Raw genomic sequence first — 17,691 nt, 5'->3', positions numbered from 1 at the left:
TTGGGCTACGGGCTCGAGAGGACACGTTACGTGCGCGGAGTTCGGTACGTCACACCAGTTCGGCGATCAGGCCCGCCACCTCGGCGGGTTGGTCGATCATCGCGTGATGATGGGCGTTCGTGATGACGGAGAACTTCGCGTCCAGACACTGAGCCAGTCGCCGCTGTTTGGCAATCCAGTGACGTCCCCACGGTGTAGGTCGACCGGTGTGGGCGGCGACGACGGTCGCCGGCACATCCGGCATCGGATGGCTGCGTCTGATTCGGTTGAGTTCGAGTGCCATGTCCGGGTAGACGAAGTCCTCCACCAGCGCCGCCTCGAGGTACGACGGCGTCCGATAGATCTGTGCGATCCAGTCGTAGGTCTCGATCGGAATGCCGTCGGGAGGGATGGACTGATTGAGAATGCGTCGGACCGTAGTTCCCAGTAGTCGCTGCAGTCCGAGTGTTGTCAGTGTCCGCGAGAGGGCATATGCCGCGGAAATACGACAACGCCTCGGAATCAGATGCCACGGATCTCGCTCCGCGCTCGAGTCGAGCAGCAGCACTCCCGCGGTGCGCGACGGGTACAGCCGAGCGAACGCCTCCGCGTAGAACCCTGCGATCGAGTGCCCGACGACCACGGCAGGGTCTGGCAGCTCGAGGGCGTCGAGAACGCCGACGATGCGAGCTGCCTCGGCCTCGACGGTGGGGGTGTGGCCGCGCGGAAACGATTCGCTGAGCCCGAACCCGGGTCGGTCGAACACGACGACGGTATGAAATGCCGACAGAATCGCGGCCGCGTCGTCCCAGTCGAACCAATTGCCTCCGAGTCCGCCGCACAGGACGATCGGCGGACCACCACCGGTCACCACGACGTGTGTGCGCAGTCCGTCGACTACGACGAACCTGCCGGGAGGTGATTGTTTCATGTGAAACATTGCAAATTTTTCGTTACTGTCGCGGCTTCGCGAGGGGGAAGGCCAAGGTCTCGCGGATGCTGCCACCGGTGATCAACATGACGACGCGATCGACACCCATGCCGAGACCGCCTGTCGGCGGCATGCCGTACTCGAGGGCCTGCAGGAAGTCCTCGTCGAGCGACATCGCTTCCTCGTCACCACCCGCCGCGAGAAGAGATTGTTCGGTCAGTCGGCGACGCTGATCGACGGGGTCGGTGAGCTCGCTGTACGCAGTGCCCAGTTCGACACCCCACGCGACGAGATCCCACTTCTCGGCAACACCCGGAATCGACCGATGCGGACGGGTCAACGGCGACATCGACGTCGGGAAGTCTGTGTAGAAGGTGGGGAACTCGGTGTAGTCCTCGACCAGATGCTCGTACATGCCCTGTGCGACGGCGCCTGCATCCCAACTCTTTTCGTATGGAACGTCGTTCTCCTCGCAGAGTCTTCGAAGTTCGGCGAGTGAGGTGTCGGGGGCGACCGGGACGCCGAGCTTCTCTGCGACGGCCCCGTGCAGTGTTTTGACGGGCCATTCACCGGAGATGTCGATTTCGATCATCTCGCCGTTCGGGCCGTCGGGTCGAAGGACGATTTCGCGACCGTGTGCGGCGATAGCGGCCTGCTGAATGAGCTCGCGGCACAACACCATCGCCTGCTCGTAGTCACTGTGTGCCTCGTACGCCTCGAGGATGGTGAACTCCGGGTTGTGCTTGAAGTCGGCGCCTTCGTTGCGGAACACTCGGCCGATCTCGAACACCTTGTCCATCCCGCCGACGCACAGCCGCTTCAAGTACAGCTCGGGTGCGATCCGCAGATACAGATCGAGGTTGTAGGCGTTTATGTGGGTGATGAACGGGGCCGCGTTCGCTCCGCCGTGAACCTGCTGCAGGATCGGCGTCTCCACCTCCATGTATCCGCGGCCGGACAGTGAATCCCGCATCGATTTGACCACGTTGCTGCGAGCGATCATCAAATCCCTTGTGCTGCGGTTGATCGCAAGATCGACGTAGCGTTGACGCACCCGAGATTCGGGGTCCTTGAGGCCCTTCCACTTGTCCGGCAGTGGGTGCAGGCATTTGGCATTCATCCGCCAGTCGCCGGCGAGCAGTGAGAACTCGCCCTTGTTGCTTCGTCCGATCACTCCGCTGACCTCGATGAGATCGCCCAGGTCGAAGTCGGCATCGAATTCGTCCAGCTTGTCCCCGACGCGGGCCCGGTCGAACAACACCTGGATGTCGTCGGTCCAGTCCCGCACGATCGCGAAGGCGACCCCGCCGTAGTCTCGAATTCGTAGTAGACGACCGGCAATCCGAACCGTCGTTCCCTGGGGCGCCGCCAATGCCTCGGCGACGGAATGCGTCGGTGGATGTGCGACGGGGTAGCCCTCGGTTCCCTCGCTCTCGAGGCGCTCGAGCTTGGAGATCCGGACGCGAACCTGGTCGGGGCGCCGAGGCCCCTGCGGCTGCTCGACCTCCTCCGCTACATTTTCCGGTCCGCTTCCGTCACTGTGGATATCGGTATTGTCGGCGAGAGCTGCCGGCACGGACACGTGGCTACCGGTGTGCTTGCGTGCGCGCCGGAAACTCGGGAGCGTCAAGAAGCCCTCGGCGATCGCAGATGCGATGCCGACCTTCGGTAGTACGCGACTGTCGGCGAAGCACAGATAGCGCGGTTCCCAGTCGGGTTGATACTTCAGATTCGAGCGGTACAGCGCCTCGAGTTGCCACCACCGCGAGAAGAACACGAGCATCGAACGCCAGATCCGCAGCACCGGCCCAGCTCCGATTCGGCTGCCCTCCTCGAACACGGCTCGGAACACCGCAAAGTTCAACGAAATCTTGCTGACCCCGAATTGGTCTGCACCGGTTGCCAGTTCGGTGACCAGAAGTTCGATCACCCCGTTGGGGGACTGGGGATCGCGTCGCATCAGATCCAGCGAAACGCCAGTACGACCCCACGGCGCCAACGACAGAATGCCGACGGTCTTCTCGCCCGCTCTGGCTTGAACCAGCATGCAATCGCCGTCGAGCGGATCGCCGAGGCGTCCGAGAGCCATCGAGAATCCACGTTCGGTCTCGGTGTCGCGCCACGCGTCGGCGCAGTCGATGATCTCGGCCATCTCGGGTGCTGGAATGTTGCGGTGACGACGTATTTCCACCGTCACGCCCGCCTTGCGTGCACGGGTGACAGCTTGGCGGACCGGACGCATCTCACGGCCGTTGAGGTTGAACGTCTTGGTGTACAGGATGGCCTCGTCGCCGAGTTCGAGGACGTTCAGGCCGGCCCGCTTGTACGCCGTGGCACCGATTTCGCTGGCCCCCATCACCGCAGGCGACCAGCCGTACTTTGCGGCCAACTCGAGCCACGCGTCGATGGCGTGCGGCCACGCCTCGGGATTGCCGATGGGATCTCCGCTGGCCAAACACACCCCGACCTCGACGCGATAGGTGACCGCAGCCTTACCGCTCGGGGCGAACACGACACCCTTGTCACGCCGGGTGGCGAAATAACCGAGGGAGTCGTCCGCTCCCCATTTGTCGAGGAGGCCGCGCAGTGCCGACTCGTCGCTGCCCGTCAGGGCATTGGTCGAGCGCTGCGACCGGAACAGGGTGACGACGGCCGCGAGCAATGCGAGTGCGCCGAACAGACCGAGCAGAGTGTTGACGAAACCGTGTGGGCGACCGCTGAATTGCTCGTTGTCCACCGTCGCCAATGCCGTGACGCGGTTGAAGGCCCACAGGAACGTTTCGTTCTCCGGGAGAGTGCCGGGGAACAGTGCGACCAGAGCCCATCCGAGCAGGGTGCCGATGATCGCGCCCAGGACCAGAACTCCGAGAGCTTTCCACACCGCGCCGCGTCGTACGCGGGTGTAGAACTCCTTACGCGCCGCCACCAGAATGCCGATGACGACGACGTGGACGCCAAGGGCGACCCAGGCACTGGCGTTCTTCTCCTGGATCCCCTCAGCGAGATTGGTGAGCGCGAACAGCGCGAGATAGAGCGTCAGGAACCACCAGGCGATGCGCTTACGGCTTGCCAAGGCTGCCGCAGTGAGACCGACTACGAGCGCCCATGCCAGTGAGGTATCCGGGGCATCGATGTAGAAGTTGTCGACGTACTCTCGCGGTACTCGCACGGCTTCTCGCAGCGCCGGGGAGATACTCCACAGAAACACCAGCACAGCAAAAGTGCCGAGAATCAGCCCGGCGATGTGTGGAACCTTCGCCAGCCGGCCATGTTCGGGTGGAGCGAAGGCCCGCGCTGGCCTCTCCTCGCCGCCCCCGCGAGCGGACTTCTCCGGTGACACCGATGTGCTCGTCAATGCCCACTCCTGCCGTCGGCGTTACCAACTACCCAGGGCCAACGGTAACGCCGACGACAGGTTCAAGGGGGATCATTCCACAGTCGAGGGTCTGTGGGCGCTGGTTAGGAGGCTTTCCAGGACCGCCAGGTCAACTTTTCGACGATGATTGCCGGACCCTCCGGCCGGGCAGAAGCGTATTGCTCGTACTTCTCCACGAGAGCGTCGATTGCAGTTCTGCCCTCGTCGGAGTGAGCGTCGACGACACGGGCCGATCCACTGGCGCGAACCCACCAGAGGTTGTCCCACTCGTCTTCGTAATTGTCGACGATGAGGCCGACAGCCGGGTCGGCGCGGATGTTGTCCAGCCGCTGGAGTTTACGGGTGGATTTCGGTTTCCAATCGATGGCGGTGACGATGCGATCGTCGACGACGGCGAAGACGACAGGCACGAGATGTGGTGTGCCGTCGGGATTGATCGTCGACAGGATTGCTCGGCGCGCGGCGGAAAAGCGGATGGTGTCGTCGGCGATCTTCACAGTTGATTCCTTCTGACGCGCGGTCATGCAGAGGCGCTGTGCGCGCCGTCTTGACATAGGACGCTCTCGAGCTGGACGGCTGACATCGGACGACCGAGAAGGTGGCCTTGTCCGAAGGTCACTCCCATGTCAGCGCAGGAAGCCATTTGCTCGGGCGTTTCGATTCCTTCGACAACAGTGTCCTTGCCCAGGTCGTGCGAGACGTCGACGACAGCTTTGCACAGCGCGGAGATGGCGCGCCTGCGTTGAAGGTTCTTGCTGTCGAGGTGCTGGGTGAGTGATCTGTCGATCTTGAGGATGTCGACGGGCAGGGTTGCGAGGCGTTCGAGCGAGGAGAAGCCGGAGCCGAAGTCGTCGATCGCGACGAGAACCCCGTGCCGGCGCACGTCGAGTAGTTGGTACTGCACGGCGTCGACGTCGTGCAGCGATTTCGATTCTGCCAGTTCGAGTACGACGCGTCCGGGCTCGATGCCGAGTGAGTCGATGACGTCGATGACGTCGGTGGCGAGTGTTCCTGCGGCGAAGTGCAGCGGGCTGACGTTGATGCCGATCTGCGCCGCGATGCCACGATTCTGCCAGGAGGCGATGGTCCGGCCGACCTCGTTGAGAATCCAGTTGCTGAGCGGGATGATGAGGCCGGCGTCTTCGGCGAGGGGGATGAAGCTGTCGGGCATCAGTAGACCCAGGTCGGGGTGATTCCATCGAATGAGTGCTTCGGCGCCGATGACAATGCCGGAGGATATTTCGACGATGGGCTGGTAGAGCATCTCCAGTTCGTGTTCGGCCATGGCCACCCCACGCAAGCGTTCGAGAACTTCCAGCCGAGTGCGGTTGCTGTCGCGCAGGTCGGTCGAGAACACCTGGTGGCTGCTGCGTCCTAGTGATTTGGCTGCGTGCATCGCCGTGGTCGCGTCGTGAATGAGTTGGACCGCGTCGGTGTTCTTCGCGTCGGAGGTGGCTACGCCCACACTGGCAGTGATGGTCAGCTGGCGAGTGCCGAGCTCGAACGACGGCTCGAGGACGCTCACGAACCCGGCGGCGAGTGCGCGTGCCGCGATGGATTGACATCCGCGGGCGATGACCACGAACTCGTCGCCGGTGAGTCGGCCGAGAGTGTCACTGGGACGCGTCGACGCATCGATTCGGTGCGCGACGAGCCGGAGCAGTTGGTCACCCTGCGTGGGCCCGAGGGCGTCGTTGAACTCTTTGAATCCGTCGATGTCGACGAGCAGGACGCTGACCTCGTTGTCGTCGGTGCGCCGCTGCAGTTCGCCGCGCAACAGCGTTTCGATCTCGTCCCGGCTGGCCAGGCCCGTCAGCGGGTCCTGCCGCGAGGGCTCACCCAGCTCCGCCGCAAGCGCGGTGATATCGGTGTGGGTGATGTAGAGGCCGTTACCGTCGGTGAGTAGCGCGGCTCGCATGCGGTACCAGTAGTTGTTTTCGAGTGTGGACCATCGGAAGTCGAAGGTGTGCATCGCCGAGTCACCGCCCACGAGCCCCTGGAGTCCGGTCAGGACGATCGCGGCGTCCTGATTGCCGGACTCGGCCTCAGTACGCCACATATCGAAGTAGTTTTCACCCGGAACGTAGCGCGAACCACCCGGCCAACTGCCCCAGAACTGATCCCACTGTTGGTTGACCAGCACAATGGTGCCGTTGGTGTCGAGTACAACGGTCCCAGCGGGGACTGCGTCGAGCATGGTTTGGGCGAGCTCGTCGGTCCATTCGTTTCGACCGTTGCCGAGCCGCTCGGTCGTGACATCCAGGGCCCAGATTGCGTAGCCACCCGAGCCTGGGTTGACCTTGTACGACAGCCACTTCTGCAGTGTGTACGAGAAATCTTCGACTACGCCGGACCAGCCGGGGACGCTGCACTTGGCAAGGAACTCTGCCCGAGCGGCTTCGTTGAACCACGCTTCGAGTTCGCGTCCGAGGAGGCGATCGCGCGTCGTGCCGAGCAGTTGCGCAGCGGCAGGGTTGGCGTAGGTGATGACAAGTGAGGCGTTGATCAGCAGGAGGGCTTCGGGGATCGACTCCAGCGCGTCGCGTGGCGCTGAATGAGGATCGTCGATTCGGGGTAGGGGCATGGAAGGATCTCGGTTCATCTTCCCCCCCTGTGACCGGTCGGCCAAAAGCAAGAATAGCCCGAAAGTCTGCTTTCGCGCTAGAAACAGGATGTTTACCTTGTTTTGGTGGACGCTTGAACGACTTCTGCTGACCTAGGTCCGAAAGGCGCTCATGCCGATACGACGCCGACCGGCTCCAACAACCGCTGAACCATGCAGCGGAGAACATCGAGCCCGTCGGTCGACAGCACGGACTCCGGATGGAACTGAACCGACGCGAATCCGGCGCCCCGCAGCGCGTTGACGCCCTGAGAATCCACTGACACGCCCACCCCTGAAATCTCTCCCGGCAGCGCGGCGAATGCATTGTAGAAACCGAGTGTCCGACGCTCTCCGAAGAGCTCGACCTCTCGCTGGACTCCCTGCTGCGGACGAGAAAGCGCGACGACGTCCAACCCGAGAATCCGTGCGAGAACCTGGTGGCTCAGGCAGATCGCGAGTAGCGGTGCGCCGGCGTCGAGTCGAGCGCGGACGGCCCGCTCGACAGCACGAATTCGGTTGTCGAGAACAAGGTTCGGATCTCCGGGCCCGGGTCCGCACACCAGCAGGTCGGCGTCCGTGTCGGAGTACTCTTCCCACCGAAGAACCGACACGTCCATGCCGAGGTGGCGGAGCTGATGGGCGATCATCGCCGTCCACTGATCCTCGAAATCGACGACGACTGCAGTACGGCCCAGCAGCTCGGGCAGTACGACGAGCGGCTGCTGGTCGATCCAGAACGACGCCAGCTTGTCGTTGCGCAACGCCAACGCGTCGGCGACGCCAGGGTAGGTGCCGAGACGGACGGCGTCCGTTCCACGTGGGCGTGGCGGTTCGACACCGAGGGCGGCGAGTACGCCGCCGAGCTTCGAACGTGTCTCGGCCACTTCGTGTTCGGGTACGGAGTTGCGTACGAGGGTGGCGCCTGCCGAGATCTTCAGCTCACCGGCAGGCGAGATCTCACACGTGCGGATCAGGATCGGCGCGTCGAGTGTGCTCACCCCGTCGGTGCCTTCGAACAGTGCCAACACGCCGGAATAGTAACCGCGCCCGGTGTTCTCGTAACGCTCGATGACACGTGCGGCATTCTCGATCGGTGAACCGGTGACAGTGGGTGCGAACATAGTCTCCCGCAGGATCTCGCGTGGATCCAGCTCACTGTCTCCCACCAGGACGTACTCGGTGTGCGTCAGATGGCCCATCTGTTTGAGGCGCGGACCGATGACGCGGCCACCGTTTTCGCAGATACGGCTCATCATCTTCAGTTCCTCGTCGACGACCATGAACAGCTCGTCGTTCTCTTTCGCATCACCGAGAAAGTCGAGAACACCTGCGCCCGAGGGACCTTCGACGGGGTGCCGATAGGTACCGCTGATCGGATTCATGATTGCTGTCGTGCCATCGAATCCGACGTGCCGCTCCGGGGTCGCACCCACGAGCGTGATCTGCGGTGTGTGAACGAAAAATGTCCAGTACGAACCCGATTCACCGACCAACAGTCTTCGGAAGATCTCGAGTCCACTGGCGATCGGATCGTCCAGCTGTGCCCGAAAGTCGCGGCGGATGACGAAGTTCGCGCCCGCGCCCCGACCGATCTCGTCGGTGAGCACCCGCTCGACGACCGCAGCGTACGCGTCGTCTTCGGGCTCGAATCGGCCGTCGAGAAGGTTCAGTTCGGAGCTCGGAAGTGCGCCGAGCACCTCGTCGATACTCAGCAGGGCGTGCTCGCGGACCTGCAGGCACTGCAGCGGCGATTCGTCGTCGTGGCATACGAAACCTCGTTCGGTGACCTGCCGAAATGGGACCAGCGCCAACACGTCGGGGCCGTCGGCATGCGGATTCAACGCAATGTCGGCGAGGGACGGCGCATCGGTGACATCGCCGATCAGAACGTCGACACCATGTTCGCGGCTCAGAATCGCGAACGGCGCGGAACCGGTGAGAGCCTTGTTCAAAACTTTCGAGGTCGGAGCTTCATGCACGTCGATCAGCCTTTCGGAATCGCAAAAGGCTGCCCGCCGAGGGGCCGAGACAACAAAAAAATGGCCACCTCGAAAGGCGGCCACGGTTGGAAGTACGCAAAGGTGTGGGCGCCTAAGAGCGCCACCACCATGATCCTGCAACGAGTAGAGGTGCGTACATGTCGAGTGACTGTACACACTCTCGCGCCCGAGCTAGCTCGCCATCTGCGTCAGTACTCGCTCGATCGCGTCGACGGCACGGTCCAAGTCTCCTTCGCTGATCGTCAAAGCAGGCCGGAAGCGGATCGCACTATCACCGCATCCGAGCGCGAGAACATGCTCCTCGGTGCGGAGGTCCCCGATCAAGCGGTCCCGGCTCCCGGCGTCGGGCATCGTGAAAGCGCACATCAACCCGCGACCGCGGACCTCGGTGACAATCTCGTGCCGCGTAGCCATGTCGTCGAGGCGGCTACGCAGATGAAGCCCCAGTGTGGCCGCGCCCTCGATGAGCCCCTCGGATTCGACGATCTCGAGAATCCGGCGAGAACGCACCATGTCGGTGAGGTTGCCACCCCACGTGGAATTGATGCGTGAGGAGACGGCGAATACGTGATCGTCGAGATCGTCGACGCGTCCACCCGCCATGACGCCGCAGACCTGAACCTTCTTGCCGAACGCGAGCACGTCGGGGACGACGTCGAGCTGCTGGAAAGCCCATGCGGTGCCGGTCATTCCGGCACCCGTCTGTACCTCGTCGAGAACGAACAACGCGTCGTACTCGTGGCAGAGATCGCGAAGCTGTGCCAGGAACTGCGGGCGGAAATGGTTGTCGCCGCCTTCACCCTGAATGGGTTCGATTATCGCACAGGCGATGTCGTGGGGATTCGCCTCGAAGGCGATCTTGGCCGCGGCAAGTGCGTCGGCTTCGAGTGCGTCCATGTCCACCCCACTGCGGATGTACGGCGACGGGATGCGGGGCCAATCGAATTTCGGAAACCGGGCGACCTTGTCGGGGTCGGTGTTGGTCAGCGACATCGTGTACCCCGTGCGGCCGTGGAACGCATGCTCGAAATGCAGTACCTGCGTACCCAGTGCGGGGTCGACGCCGTGCTTGCCGTTCCAACGGCTCTTCCAATCGAACGCGACCTTGAGTGCGTTCTCGACGGCGAGCGCGCCCCCTTCGACGAAGAACAAGTGCGGCAGACGCGGGTCTCCCAGGACTCGGGCGAAGGTATCGACGAACCGCGCCATGGCCACGGTGTAGACATCGGAGTTGCTCGGCTTGTTCATCGCGGCCTGCAGCACATCGGCGCGGAAGGCCTCGTCCGACACCAGACCGGGATGGTTCATCCCGAGCGCCGAAGAGGCGAAGAACGTGAACAGATCCAGGTACGACGTGCCGTCCCTGGCATCGACGAGCGTCGATCCCTGGCTCTTGTCGAGATCGAGAACCATCTCGAATCCGTCGGCGAGCATGTGGCGGCCGATGATGGCATGGACGTCGTGGGCGTCGACAGTCGATGTAGCCGCTGCCGCGCGCTGCAATACCTGCGTCATAGTGCCCAACATACGCGTAAAGATTCCGTTAGCAAGCCCTTTGAACAGTATATTTTCCTGTGTTCGGGCATTCGGCTAGATTGAAGTGACACTCTCCGTCTTCGAAAGGTGCGCACTATGCCCTCACCCGTCACCCACGATGCGTTGAGTGTCGAGACCCGCGCCATTCTCGGGCGGCTCGGCGTTCGCGTCGATCTCGATGCCTCGACTACAGCGACCACCTCGACCATGCCGATCGTCGCGCGCTCACCGATCACCGGTGGCAATCTGGCATCCCTCGGTTCGGCCACGGTCTCCGACGTCGACGCCGTCATCGCCGACGCCAAGACGGCCTATGCCCAGTGGTCGAGCGTGCCGGCGCCCGTCCGCGGCGGCCTCATTCGTGAACTCGGTCAACTCCTGCGTGAATACAAAGACGATCTCGGTGCGCTCGTGTCGATCGAGGCGGGCAAGATCGTGTCCGAGGGCCTCGGCGAGGTGCAGGAAATGATCGACATCTGCGACTTCGGCGTCGGATTGTCGCGTCAGCTCTACGGAAAGACGATTGCTACCGAACGGCCCGGCCACCGAATGATGGAGCAGTGGCACCCCCTCGGCGTCGTCGCCGTCATCACCGCGTTCAACTTTCCGGTAGCGGTGTGGTCGTGGAATGCCGTGCTGGCGTTGGTTGCCGGTGACACGGTGGTGTGGAAGCCCTCGGAGAAGACGCCGCTGACCGCCCTCGGCGTACAGGCATTGTTCGAGCGCGCCGCCGAAAAAGCAGGCGTGGATCCGAAGGTTGCGCAGCTCATAGTCGGCGATCGGGTCGCCGGTGAAGCCCTCGTCGACGACCCGCGGGTGGCGCTCGTGTCGGCGACGGGCTCGACGCGAATGGGACGGGCCGTCGCACCCCGGGTGGCCGAGCGGTTCGGGCGGGCACTGCTCGAGCTCGGCGGCAACAACGCGGCGATCGTGACACCGTCGGCAGATCTCGATCTGACCACCCGTGGCATCGTGTTTTCCGCGGCAGGCACTGCAGGACAACGGTGTACGTCGTTGCGACGCGTTATCGTGCACTCGTCCATCGCCGAGGCGCTCGTGGAAAAGATCGCGCGGGCGTACGCCACATTGTCGATCGGGTCGCCCCTGGACCCAGGCACTCTGGTTGGACCCCTGATCGACGCACCCGCCTTCGCCGGTTTTCAGAAGGCGCTCGACGCGGCAGCGTCCGACGGCGGCATCGTGCGTGCCGGCGGCAACCGCGTCGAGATCTTCGATGAGTACGCGTACTACGTCGAGCCGACCGTCATCTCGATGCCCACCCAGACGGACATCGTCAAGCACGAGACGTTCGCACCGATCCTCTACGTGCTCATCTACGACACGCTCGACGAAGCTGTTGCCCTGCACAATGACGTGCCACAAGGGCTTTCGTCGTCGATCTTCACTACGGACCTACGCGAGGCGGAGATGTTCCTGTCCGCGGCAGGCTCGGACTGCGGTATCGCCAACGTCAACATCGGGCCATCCGGTGCCGAAATCGGCGGAGCATTCGGAGGCGAGAAGGAAACCGGTGGCGGTCGCGAATCCGGATCGGATGCGTGGAAGGCCTACATGCGCCGGGCAACCAACACCGTGAATTACTCCAACGATCTGCCTTTGGCTCAGGGAGTGAAATTCACCTGAGCAGGCCGTCGGGCGGTCGAACCGCGCACCCTTTTTGGGAACCGCGCACACGCGCTCGGACGAGAACACCGCTGTGAGGTTTACACAAAGGGTGCGCGCTCCCCAAAGGTAGACGATTCCATCACCCCGCGCGGCTGGTCAGTACCAGTGGATCACCGTCGGTGATCGCGATTGTGTGTTCGCTGTGGGCGGTTCGTGAGCCGTCGGCGGATCGGATGGTCCAGCCGTCGGGGTCGTAGACGATCTTGTCGGTTCCGTGAGCGAACCACGGCTCGAGGGCGAGGGTCAGTCCGGGCCGAAGTACCAGGCCGCGGCCGGCGCGCCCCTGGTTGGGGATGTGTGGGTCCTCGTGCATGGTTCGGCCGAGCCCGTGCCCGCCGAACTCGGTGTTGACCGGATAGCCGTAGTCGGCGGCGACGGCCCCGATCGCTGCGGAGATATCGCCCAGGCGTCGACCGGAACGTGCGGCATCGATACCGGCGCCGAGGGCGTTCTCGGTGGCCTCGATCAGTCTCTGGTCTTCGGTTCGGGGGGTGCCGACGATCAGGCTGCGCGCCGAGTCTGCCACCCAGCCGTCGACCGAGACCGCGATGTCCATGGTCAGTAGATCCCCGTCGAGCAGCGTGTAGTCGTGTGGGAGGCCGTGGAGCACTGCGTCGTTGACGGACAGGCAGATGACATTGCGGAACGGGCCGCGGCCGAACGAGGGCGCGTAGTCCCAATAGCAGGACACCGCACCACGTTCGGTGATCATCTGTCGAGCGTGTTGTTCGAGATCGAGAAGATTGACTCCCACCAGGGCGCGCGCCTGCAGTTCGTCGAGTAGCTGGGCGATGAAGGCGCCGGTGGTGCGCATCGCCTCGATCTCCTGGTGTGTCTTGAGTTCCAGCACGCGTTTGCTCTCCATTTCGTCGCTGACCAAATCGGTATAGAAATACCACAGTAAACGACGGCTAGGTATTTTCATACCGGGGTGGCGTAACCTACTCGTATGGTGCGATCCCCTTTGACGCCGCAGCAGCTCGATGCCGGCAAACGTCTCGGCGCTTACCTCCGACAAGCGCGAGGCGACCGCAAGCCCGCCGAAGTGGCGCTTGCCGCGTCGATCTCACCCGAGACCTTGCGCAAGATCGAGACCGGCCGTCTGGCCACTCCAGCCTTTACGACGGTCGCTGCACTTGCAGCTGTCTTGGACGTCCCGCTCGAGCTCCTCGCCCGTATCTGTCTTCCCGAGGCAAACCTCCAGAACACTGGATAGACGACTCAGCGCCCACCCGAACAATCTCGGATAGGCGCTGAGAGGAGCAGAACTTACGGAGCCGGCGTCGTGGTGGGAGCCACCGTCGTCGGGACGGCAGTGGTAGTAGTGACCGTCCCCTCGACAGGCTGGGTTCCTTCCACTGCCTGCGTGCCGTCTACAGGCTGAGCCGGATCGACGGGCAATGCCGGGTCGACGGGCAGAGCCGGATCGACCGGTAGTGCTGGGTCGACGGGCGGAGCCACGACCGCGGGTGCAATCGGAGCCAGCTCAGCCGGTGCCGCGGGAGGTGCCGTGACGACCGAGGTCGTCGTCGGAGCAGCCGAGGTGGTGGCTGTCGCTGCGGCCGGATCTGCCAAGACTGCGAGGCGAGCGTTTTCCTGCACAGCGGCGGTCTTGATCGGCTTGCCTGCTTCGGCTTCCTTGGCCAGCTGCGTCAGCCACGCTGCGGCGTACTGAGCTGAGGTGAGCGGCTTGCCCTTGGCCGGGTCCGCGTCACGCCAGTAGTCGAAGTGGTGGCCCGAGCCCGGTCCGAGTGTCTGCCCGTACGGATCGTTCATCACTACCTGGACGGTGTTCGTGTTCGAGCCGATGAAGCCGATGATCTCCTTGGCGATCTTCGACGGCAGGTAGGCGAGATTGACGGCCTCCGAGGCGGGAAGCGGTTCGCCGGCTTCGTCGACCTTTGCGACCGGCTTGGTCACGACGCCCGGCTTGTAGCCCGGCTCGGACACCTTGAGAAGCACATCGAGGAACGTCTCGTCGCCGGCCAGCCAGTTGTCCTGGCCCGCGATGTCATTGAACGCTGCGACGGCGATGCGGCCGAGGACCATGGCCATGTCTGCGCCGGTGGCGGGGGTAAGCGTGCCGTCACGCTGGAGAGCGTCGACGTCGAGCTGTCGTCCCACATTGGCGGCGAGGTGCAGCAGCGAGGTGTTTTCCGGCATTGCGCAGGTCAGGTCGCCCTCGGAGCAGAATGACGCTACCTTGCCCTCGAGTGCACCGAAGCTGCCGGCGGTGCCTGGCAGTGCGCCGGCGCCCGCAGGACCGGAACCGTTCTGGTAGACCGTGTCGAATCCATCGGGGCCTGTTCCGGATGTCGATCCGGGGAATGCTCCTTCGCCCGCCTTGCGTCCGGCGTCGGCGAGAATGACGACGCCGACGACGTTGGCCGGATCGACGATGCCCCACTTGCCGTCCGGGCCTGCGGTCTGGTTACCGATCTCCATGGCTGCTCGACGCGTGACGTCGGCGCCTTCGCTGTAGCCGACGATCGCGAAGCGGGTATCAGGGCAGGATGCGGCGATGGCGCGCATGACCTTCTGTGAGTTCTCTACGCCGGTGTTGACGGCTTCGTCGTAGGACGCCATGTTGGCGGGGTACTCGACGTAGACGGCTGCGTACGAGCCTTCCGCGACCTTGTCGTTGGGCGCGCCGACCATCTGGTCGATCCAGTCGCTTTCGAAATCGCCTGCAAGAGCGGCGGGGAGCGGTGTTCCGTCGGGTGTCGTCAGCATCTTGGTGACACCGTTCTTCGGGCTGTCACCACGTCCGCCGACGGCGATGCTGACCATGTCGTAGCAGGTTGCCGTCGAGGCGAGTTCGACTTCTGCGTCAGATGAGGTGAACCCACCGAAATCGGTCAGTGCGACGCCACCGACGGCCAGTGCGCCCAGTGAGAGGAACGCCACTGCGCTCGTGGCGAGACGTCGGCGATGTGCGGGCCCGCGGGCCGAATGTCGTAAAGGCATCAAATATCCCCATCAGTTGGTCGACTCGACCCCGAACCGATGTGAACCTGCAGTCGCTCGCGCAGGTTCACCATGAACTTCGACCCGCGCCGGTCTGCGTGGCGGGCTACCTGGATTTCGCACGGGGTACCCGTCGCGTTACACCGGGATTCCAGACTCGCCGAATTCATACCCCCAGGGGGTATGGTAGAACTGAGAGATGAAGGAGATGGACGTGCTGGCAAAACTCTCGATGTTCGTGCTCGGAATTACAGTGGTGTTCTTCGCCGCCTACTTCCTCGGCTCGTTGGTGGGCCCAGTCGGAGAACAGGTTCCCGTCAGCCATGAGCATGCAGAGGTGAACGAGTCGTGACTACCAACACCGAACTGATCCTCGGCGGCATGACGTGCGCGTCGTGCGCCAACCGCATCGAGCGCAAACTGAACAAACTCGACGGCGTGACGGCCACGGTCAACTACGCCACCGAGAAGGCGAAAGTCGTCAGTGACGGCGTCTTGACGGCCGATCTGATCAAGGCTGTCGAGCAGGCGGGGTACACCGCGACCCTGCCTCGCACCGAAGATCCGGCTGACGGCGACGCTACTGCCGAGGCCGACACGACAGATCCGTTGAAGCAGCGCCTGCTGATCTCCCTCGTATTGTCCGTGCCCGTCATCGCCATGGCGATGGTGCCTGCGTTGCAGTTTGACAACTGGCAGTGGCTGTCACTGACTCTTGCGGCACCCGTCGTCGTCTGGGGCGCGTGGCCTTTCCATGTCGCGGCGGCGAAGAACTTGCGTCACGGCACGTCCACGATGGACACGCTCGTGTCGATGGGCACGCTCGCGGCGCTGGGCTGGTCGTTGTACGCGCTGTTCTTCGGAACCGCGGGTGTGACGGGAATGAAGCACCCGTTCGAGCTGACCATCGCCCGCATGGACGGCATGTCCAACATCTACCTCGAGGCCGCCGCCGGAGTGACCACGTTCATTCTTGCCGGCCGCTACTTCGAGGCGCGCGCCAAACGGCGGGCTGGGTCCGCGCTCCGGGCACTGCTGGACCTCGGTGCCAAGGACGTCACGGTCCTGAAGGACGGTGTCGAAAAGCAGGTGCCGGTCGCAGAACTGGCCGTCGGAGATCGGTTCGTCGTCAAGCCCGGGGAGAAGATCGCGACGGACGGCATCGTCGAGTCCGGTGCCTCCGCCGTCGACAAGTCGATGCTGACCGGTGAGTCCGTGCCCGTCGAAGTCTCCACCGGCGACGATGTGGTCGGCGCGACCGTCAACGTCGGTGGCAGGCTCGTGGTGAAAGCCACGCGGGTCGGTGCGGATACGCAGCTCGCGCAGATGGCGACCCTCGTCGAGGAAGCACAGACCGGTAAGGCTCAGGTGCAGCGCCTGGCCGACCGGATCTCTGGGATCTTCGTTCCCATCGTCATCGCCATCGCCGTTGCGACCCTGGGCTTCTGGCTCGGAACCGGCGGTTCGGTCGCCGCGGCATTCACCGCGTCCGTTGCTGTTCTGATCATCGCCTGTCCGTGTGCGCTCGGACTGGCGACTCCGACGGCATTGATGGTCGGCACCGGTCGAGCTGCCCAGCTCGGCATCTTGATCAAGGGCCCGGAGATGCTCGAGTCGACGCGTCGTATCGACACCGTCGTTCTCGACAAGACCGGCACCGTCACCACCGGTGAGATGACGCTGCTCGCGGTCCATGGCGCCGACGGCGAAGACCGCGATGAGATCTTGACGATGGCGGGTGCCATCGAGTCCGGCTCCGAACACCCCATCGCAGCGGCCATCACTGCAGCCGCCAGGCAAGAGACCTCACTGCCCGAGGTGATCGATTTCGCGAACATTGCAGGCCTGGGGGTCAGCGGAACTGTCGATGGCCGGACGGTGGTGTTGGGACGCGCCGCTTTGCTGGCCGAGAAGTCACTCCCGCTGCCTCCAGAGCTCGAAAGCGCGCTGCACGACGCGGAGGCCGACGGCCGAACCGCCGTCGCGCTCGGTTGGGACGGGCGAGCACGGGGAATTCTCGTCGTCGCCGATGCGCTCAAGCCGACGTCCAAGCAGGCCATCGCCGAATTGCGTGAACTCGGTCTGACTCCGGTCATGCTGACCGGTGACAACGAGGCCGCAGCGCGCAAGATCGCCGCCGAAGTCGGCATCACCGAGGTCTTCGCCGGCGTGCTCCCGCAGGGCAAGGTCGACGTCATCGCGCGGCTTCAGGCCGAGGGCAGGGTCGTCGCGATGGTCGGCGACGGCGTCAACGACGCGGCAGCATTGGCCACGGCAGATCTCGGATTGTCCATGGGGACCGGCACCGATGTCGCGATCGAGGCCAGCGACTTGACGCTCGTTCGCGGGGATCTTCGTGCCGTCGGCGACGCGATTCGGCTCTCCCGCAAGACGCTCGCGACCATCAAGGGCAACTTGTTCTGGGCGTTCGCGTACAACGTCGCGGCTATCCCACTTGCGGCGGCGGGCCTGCTCAACCCGATGCTGGCGGGCGCGGCGATGGCGTTCTCCTCGGTGTTCGTGGTGACCAATAGCCTGCGTTTGCGGCGCTTCCAGGCGGCGGGAGCGGAGCCTGCGGAGTGACCTTGTTCGGTCGGGAGCGGAGCCTGCG

General features: G+C 63.8%; 12 protein-coding genes. 4 read left to right on the top strand and 8 right to left on the bottom strand.

Features of this window, described 5'->3' with window-relative positions:
- Positions 1 to 49: 49 nt before the first annotated feature.
- The 6 genes from ABIB36_RS05410 to lat form a co-directional block, all read right to left on the bottom strand.
- A complete protein-coding gene (locus ABIB36_RS05410) occupies positions 50 to 919 on the bottom strand; it encodes an alpha/beta fold hydrolase (RefSeq protein ID WP_354560397.1) in 870 nt (289 codons plus the stop codon).
- A 13-nt stretch (positions 920 to 932) separates the two neighbouring features.
- Entirely contained in the window at positions 933 to 4,172 is a 3,240-nt protein-coding gene (gene lysX, locus ABIB36_RS05405) for a bifunctional lysylphosphatidylglycerol synthetase/lysine--tRNA ligase LysX (protein ID WP_256895882.1), read from the bottom strand.
- A 197-nt stretch (positions 4,173 to 4,369) separates the two neighbouring features.
- The gene (locus tag ABIB36_RS05400; RefSeq protein ID WP_084348335.1) at positions 4,370 to 4,783 is read right to left on the bottom strand and encodes a TIGR03668 family PPOX class F420-dependent oxidoreductase; all 414 of its coding nucleotides are present in this window, start codon (positions 4,781 to 4,783) and stop codon (positions 4,370 to 4,372) included.
- Positions 4,784 to 4,806: 23 nt separating this feature from the next.
- Positions 4,807 to 6,888, bottom strand: a complete 2,082-nt coding sequence (locus ABIB36_RS05395) for a putative bifunctional diguanylate cyclase/phosphodiesterase (RefSeq protein WP_256895824.1) — start codon at positions 6,886 to 6,888, stop codon at positions 4,807 to 4,809.
- A 131-nt stretch (positions 6,889 to 7,019) separates the two neighbouring features.
- Positions 7,020 to 8,870, bottom strand: a complete 1,851-nt coding sequence (locus ABIB36_RS05390) for an anthranilate synthase family protein (protein ID WP_354560400.1) — start codon at positions 8,868 to 8,870, stop codon at positions 7,020 to 7,022.
- 192 nt (positions 8,871 to 9,062) lie between these two features.
- Positions 9,063 to 10,406, bottom strand: coding sequence for an L-lysine 6-transaminase (gene lat, locus ABIB36_RS05385; RefSeq protein ID WP_354560402.1), 1,344 nt, complete (start codon positions 10,404 to 10,406; stop codon positions 9,063 to 9,065).
- A 117-nt stretch (positions 10,407 to 10,523) separates the two neighbouring features.
- On the opposite strand from lat, the gene amaB reads away from it, so the two are divergent.
- Entirely contained in the window at positions 10,524 to 12,071 is a 1,548-nt protein-coding gene (amaB, locus tag ABIB36_RS05380) for an L-piperidine-6-carboxylate dehydrogenase (RefSeq protein ID WP_354560404.1), read from the top strand.
- A 121-nt stretch (positions 12,072 to 12,192) separates the two neighbouring features.
- On the opposite strand, the gene map is transcribed toward amaB, so the two are convergent.
- The gene (map, locus tag ABIB36_RS05375) at positions 12,193 to 12,963 is read right to left on the bottom strand and encodes a type I methionyl aminopeptidase (RefSeq protein ID WP_354560618.1); all 771 of its coding nucleotides are present in this window, start codon (positions 12,961 to 12,963) and stop codon (positions 12,193 to 12,195) included.
- A gap of 99 nt (positions 12,964 to 13,062) precedes the next feature.
- Here map and ABIB36_RS05370 point away from each other — a divergent pair, with 99 nt between their 5' ends.
- Positions 13,063 to 13,329, top strand: coding sequence for a helix-turn-helix domain-containing protein (locus ABIB36_RS05370; RefSeq protein WP_084348213.1), 267 nt, complete (start codon positions 13,063 to 13,065; stop codon positions 13,327 to 13,329).
- A 53-nt stretch (positions 13,330 to 13,382) separates the two neighbouring features.
- On the opposite strand, the gene ABIB36_RS05365 is transcribed toward ABIB36_RS05370, so the two are convergent.
- Positions 13,383 to 15,080 carry a cutinase family protein gene (locus ABIB36_RS05365; RefSeq protein ID WP_354560406.1) on the bottom strand — a complete coding sequence of 566 codons (1,698 nt, stop codon included), beginning with the start codon at positions 15,078 to 15,080 and terminating at the stop codon, positions 13,383 to 13,385.
- Between the two features lie 214 nt (positions 15,081 to 15,294).
- Here ABIB36_RS05365 and ABIB36_RS05360 point away from each other — a divergent pair, with 214 nt between their 5' ends.
- Together ABIB36_RS05360 and ABIB36_RS05355 are read left to right on the top strand one after the other, a co-directional pair.
- Entirely contained in the window at positions 15,295 to 15,432 is a 138-nt protein-coding gene (locus ABIB36_RS05360) for a hypothetical protein (protein ID WP_218775728.1), read from the top strand.
- A 29-nt stretch (positions 15,433 to 15,461) separates the two neighbouring features.
- On the top strand, positions 15,462 to 17,663 hold the full coding sequence (locus ABIB36_RS05355) for a heavy metal translocating P-type ATPase (protein ID WP_354560620.1): 2,202 nt from the start codon (positions 15,462 to 15,464) through the stop codon (positions 17,661 to 17,663).
- Positions 17,664 to 17,691: the final 28 nt, after the last annotated feature.

Source organism: Rhodococcus sp. UYP9 (genome assembly GCF_040547235.1).
Lineage (GTDB): Bacteria > Actinomycetota > Actinomycetes > Mycobacteriales > Mycobacteriaceae > Rhodococcoides.
This window is presented reverse-complemented; position numbering and strand designations above follow the sequence as displayed.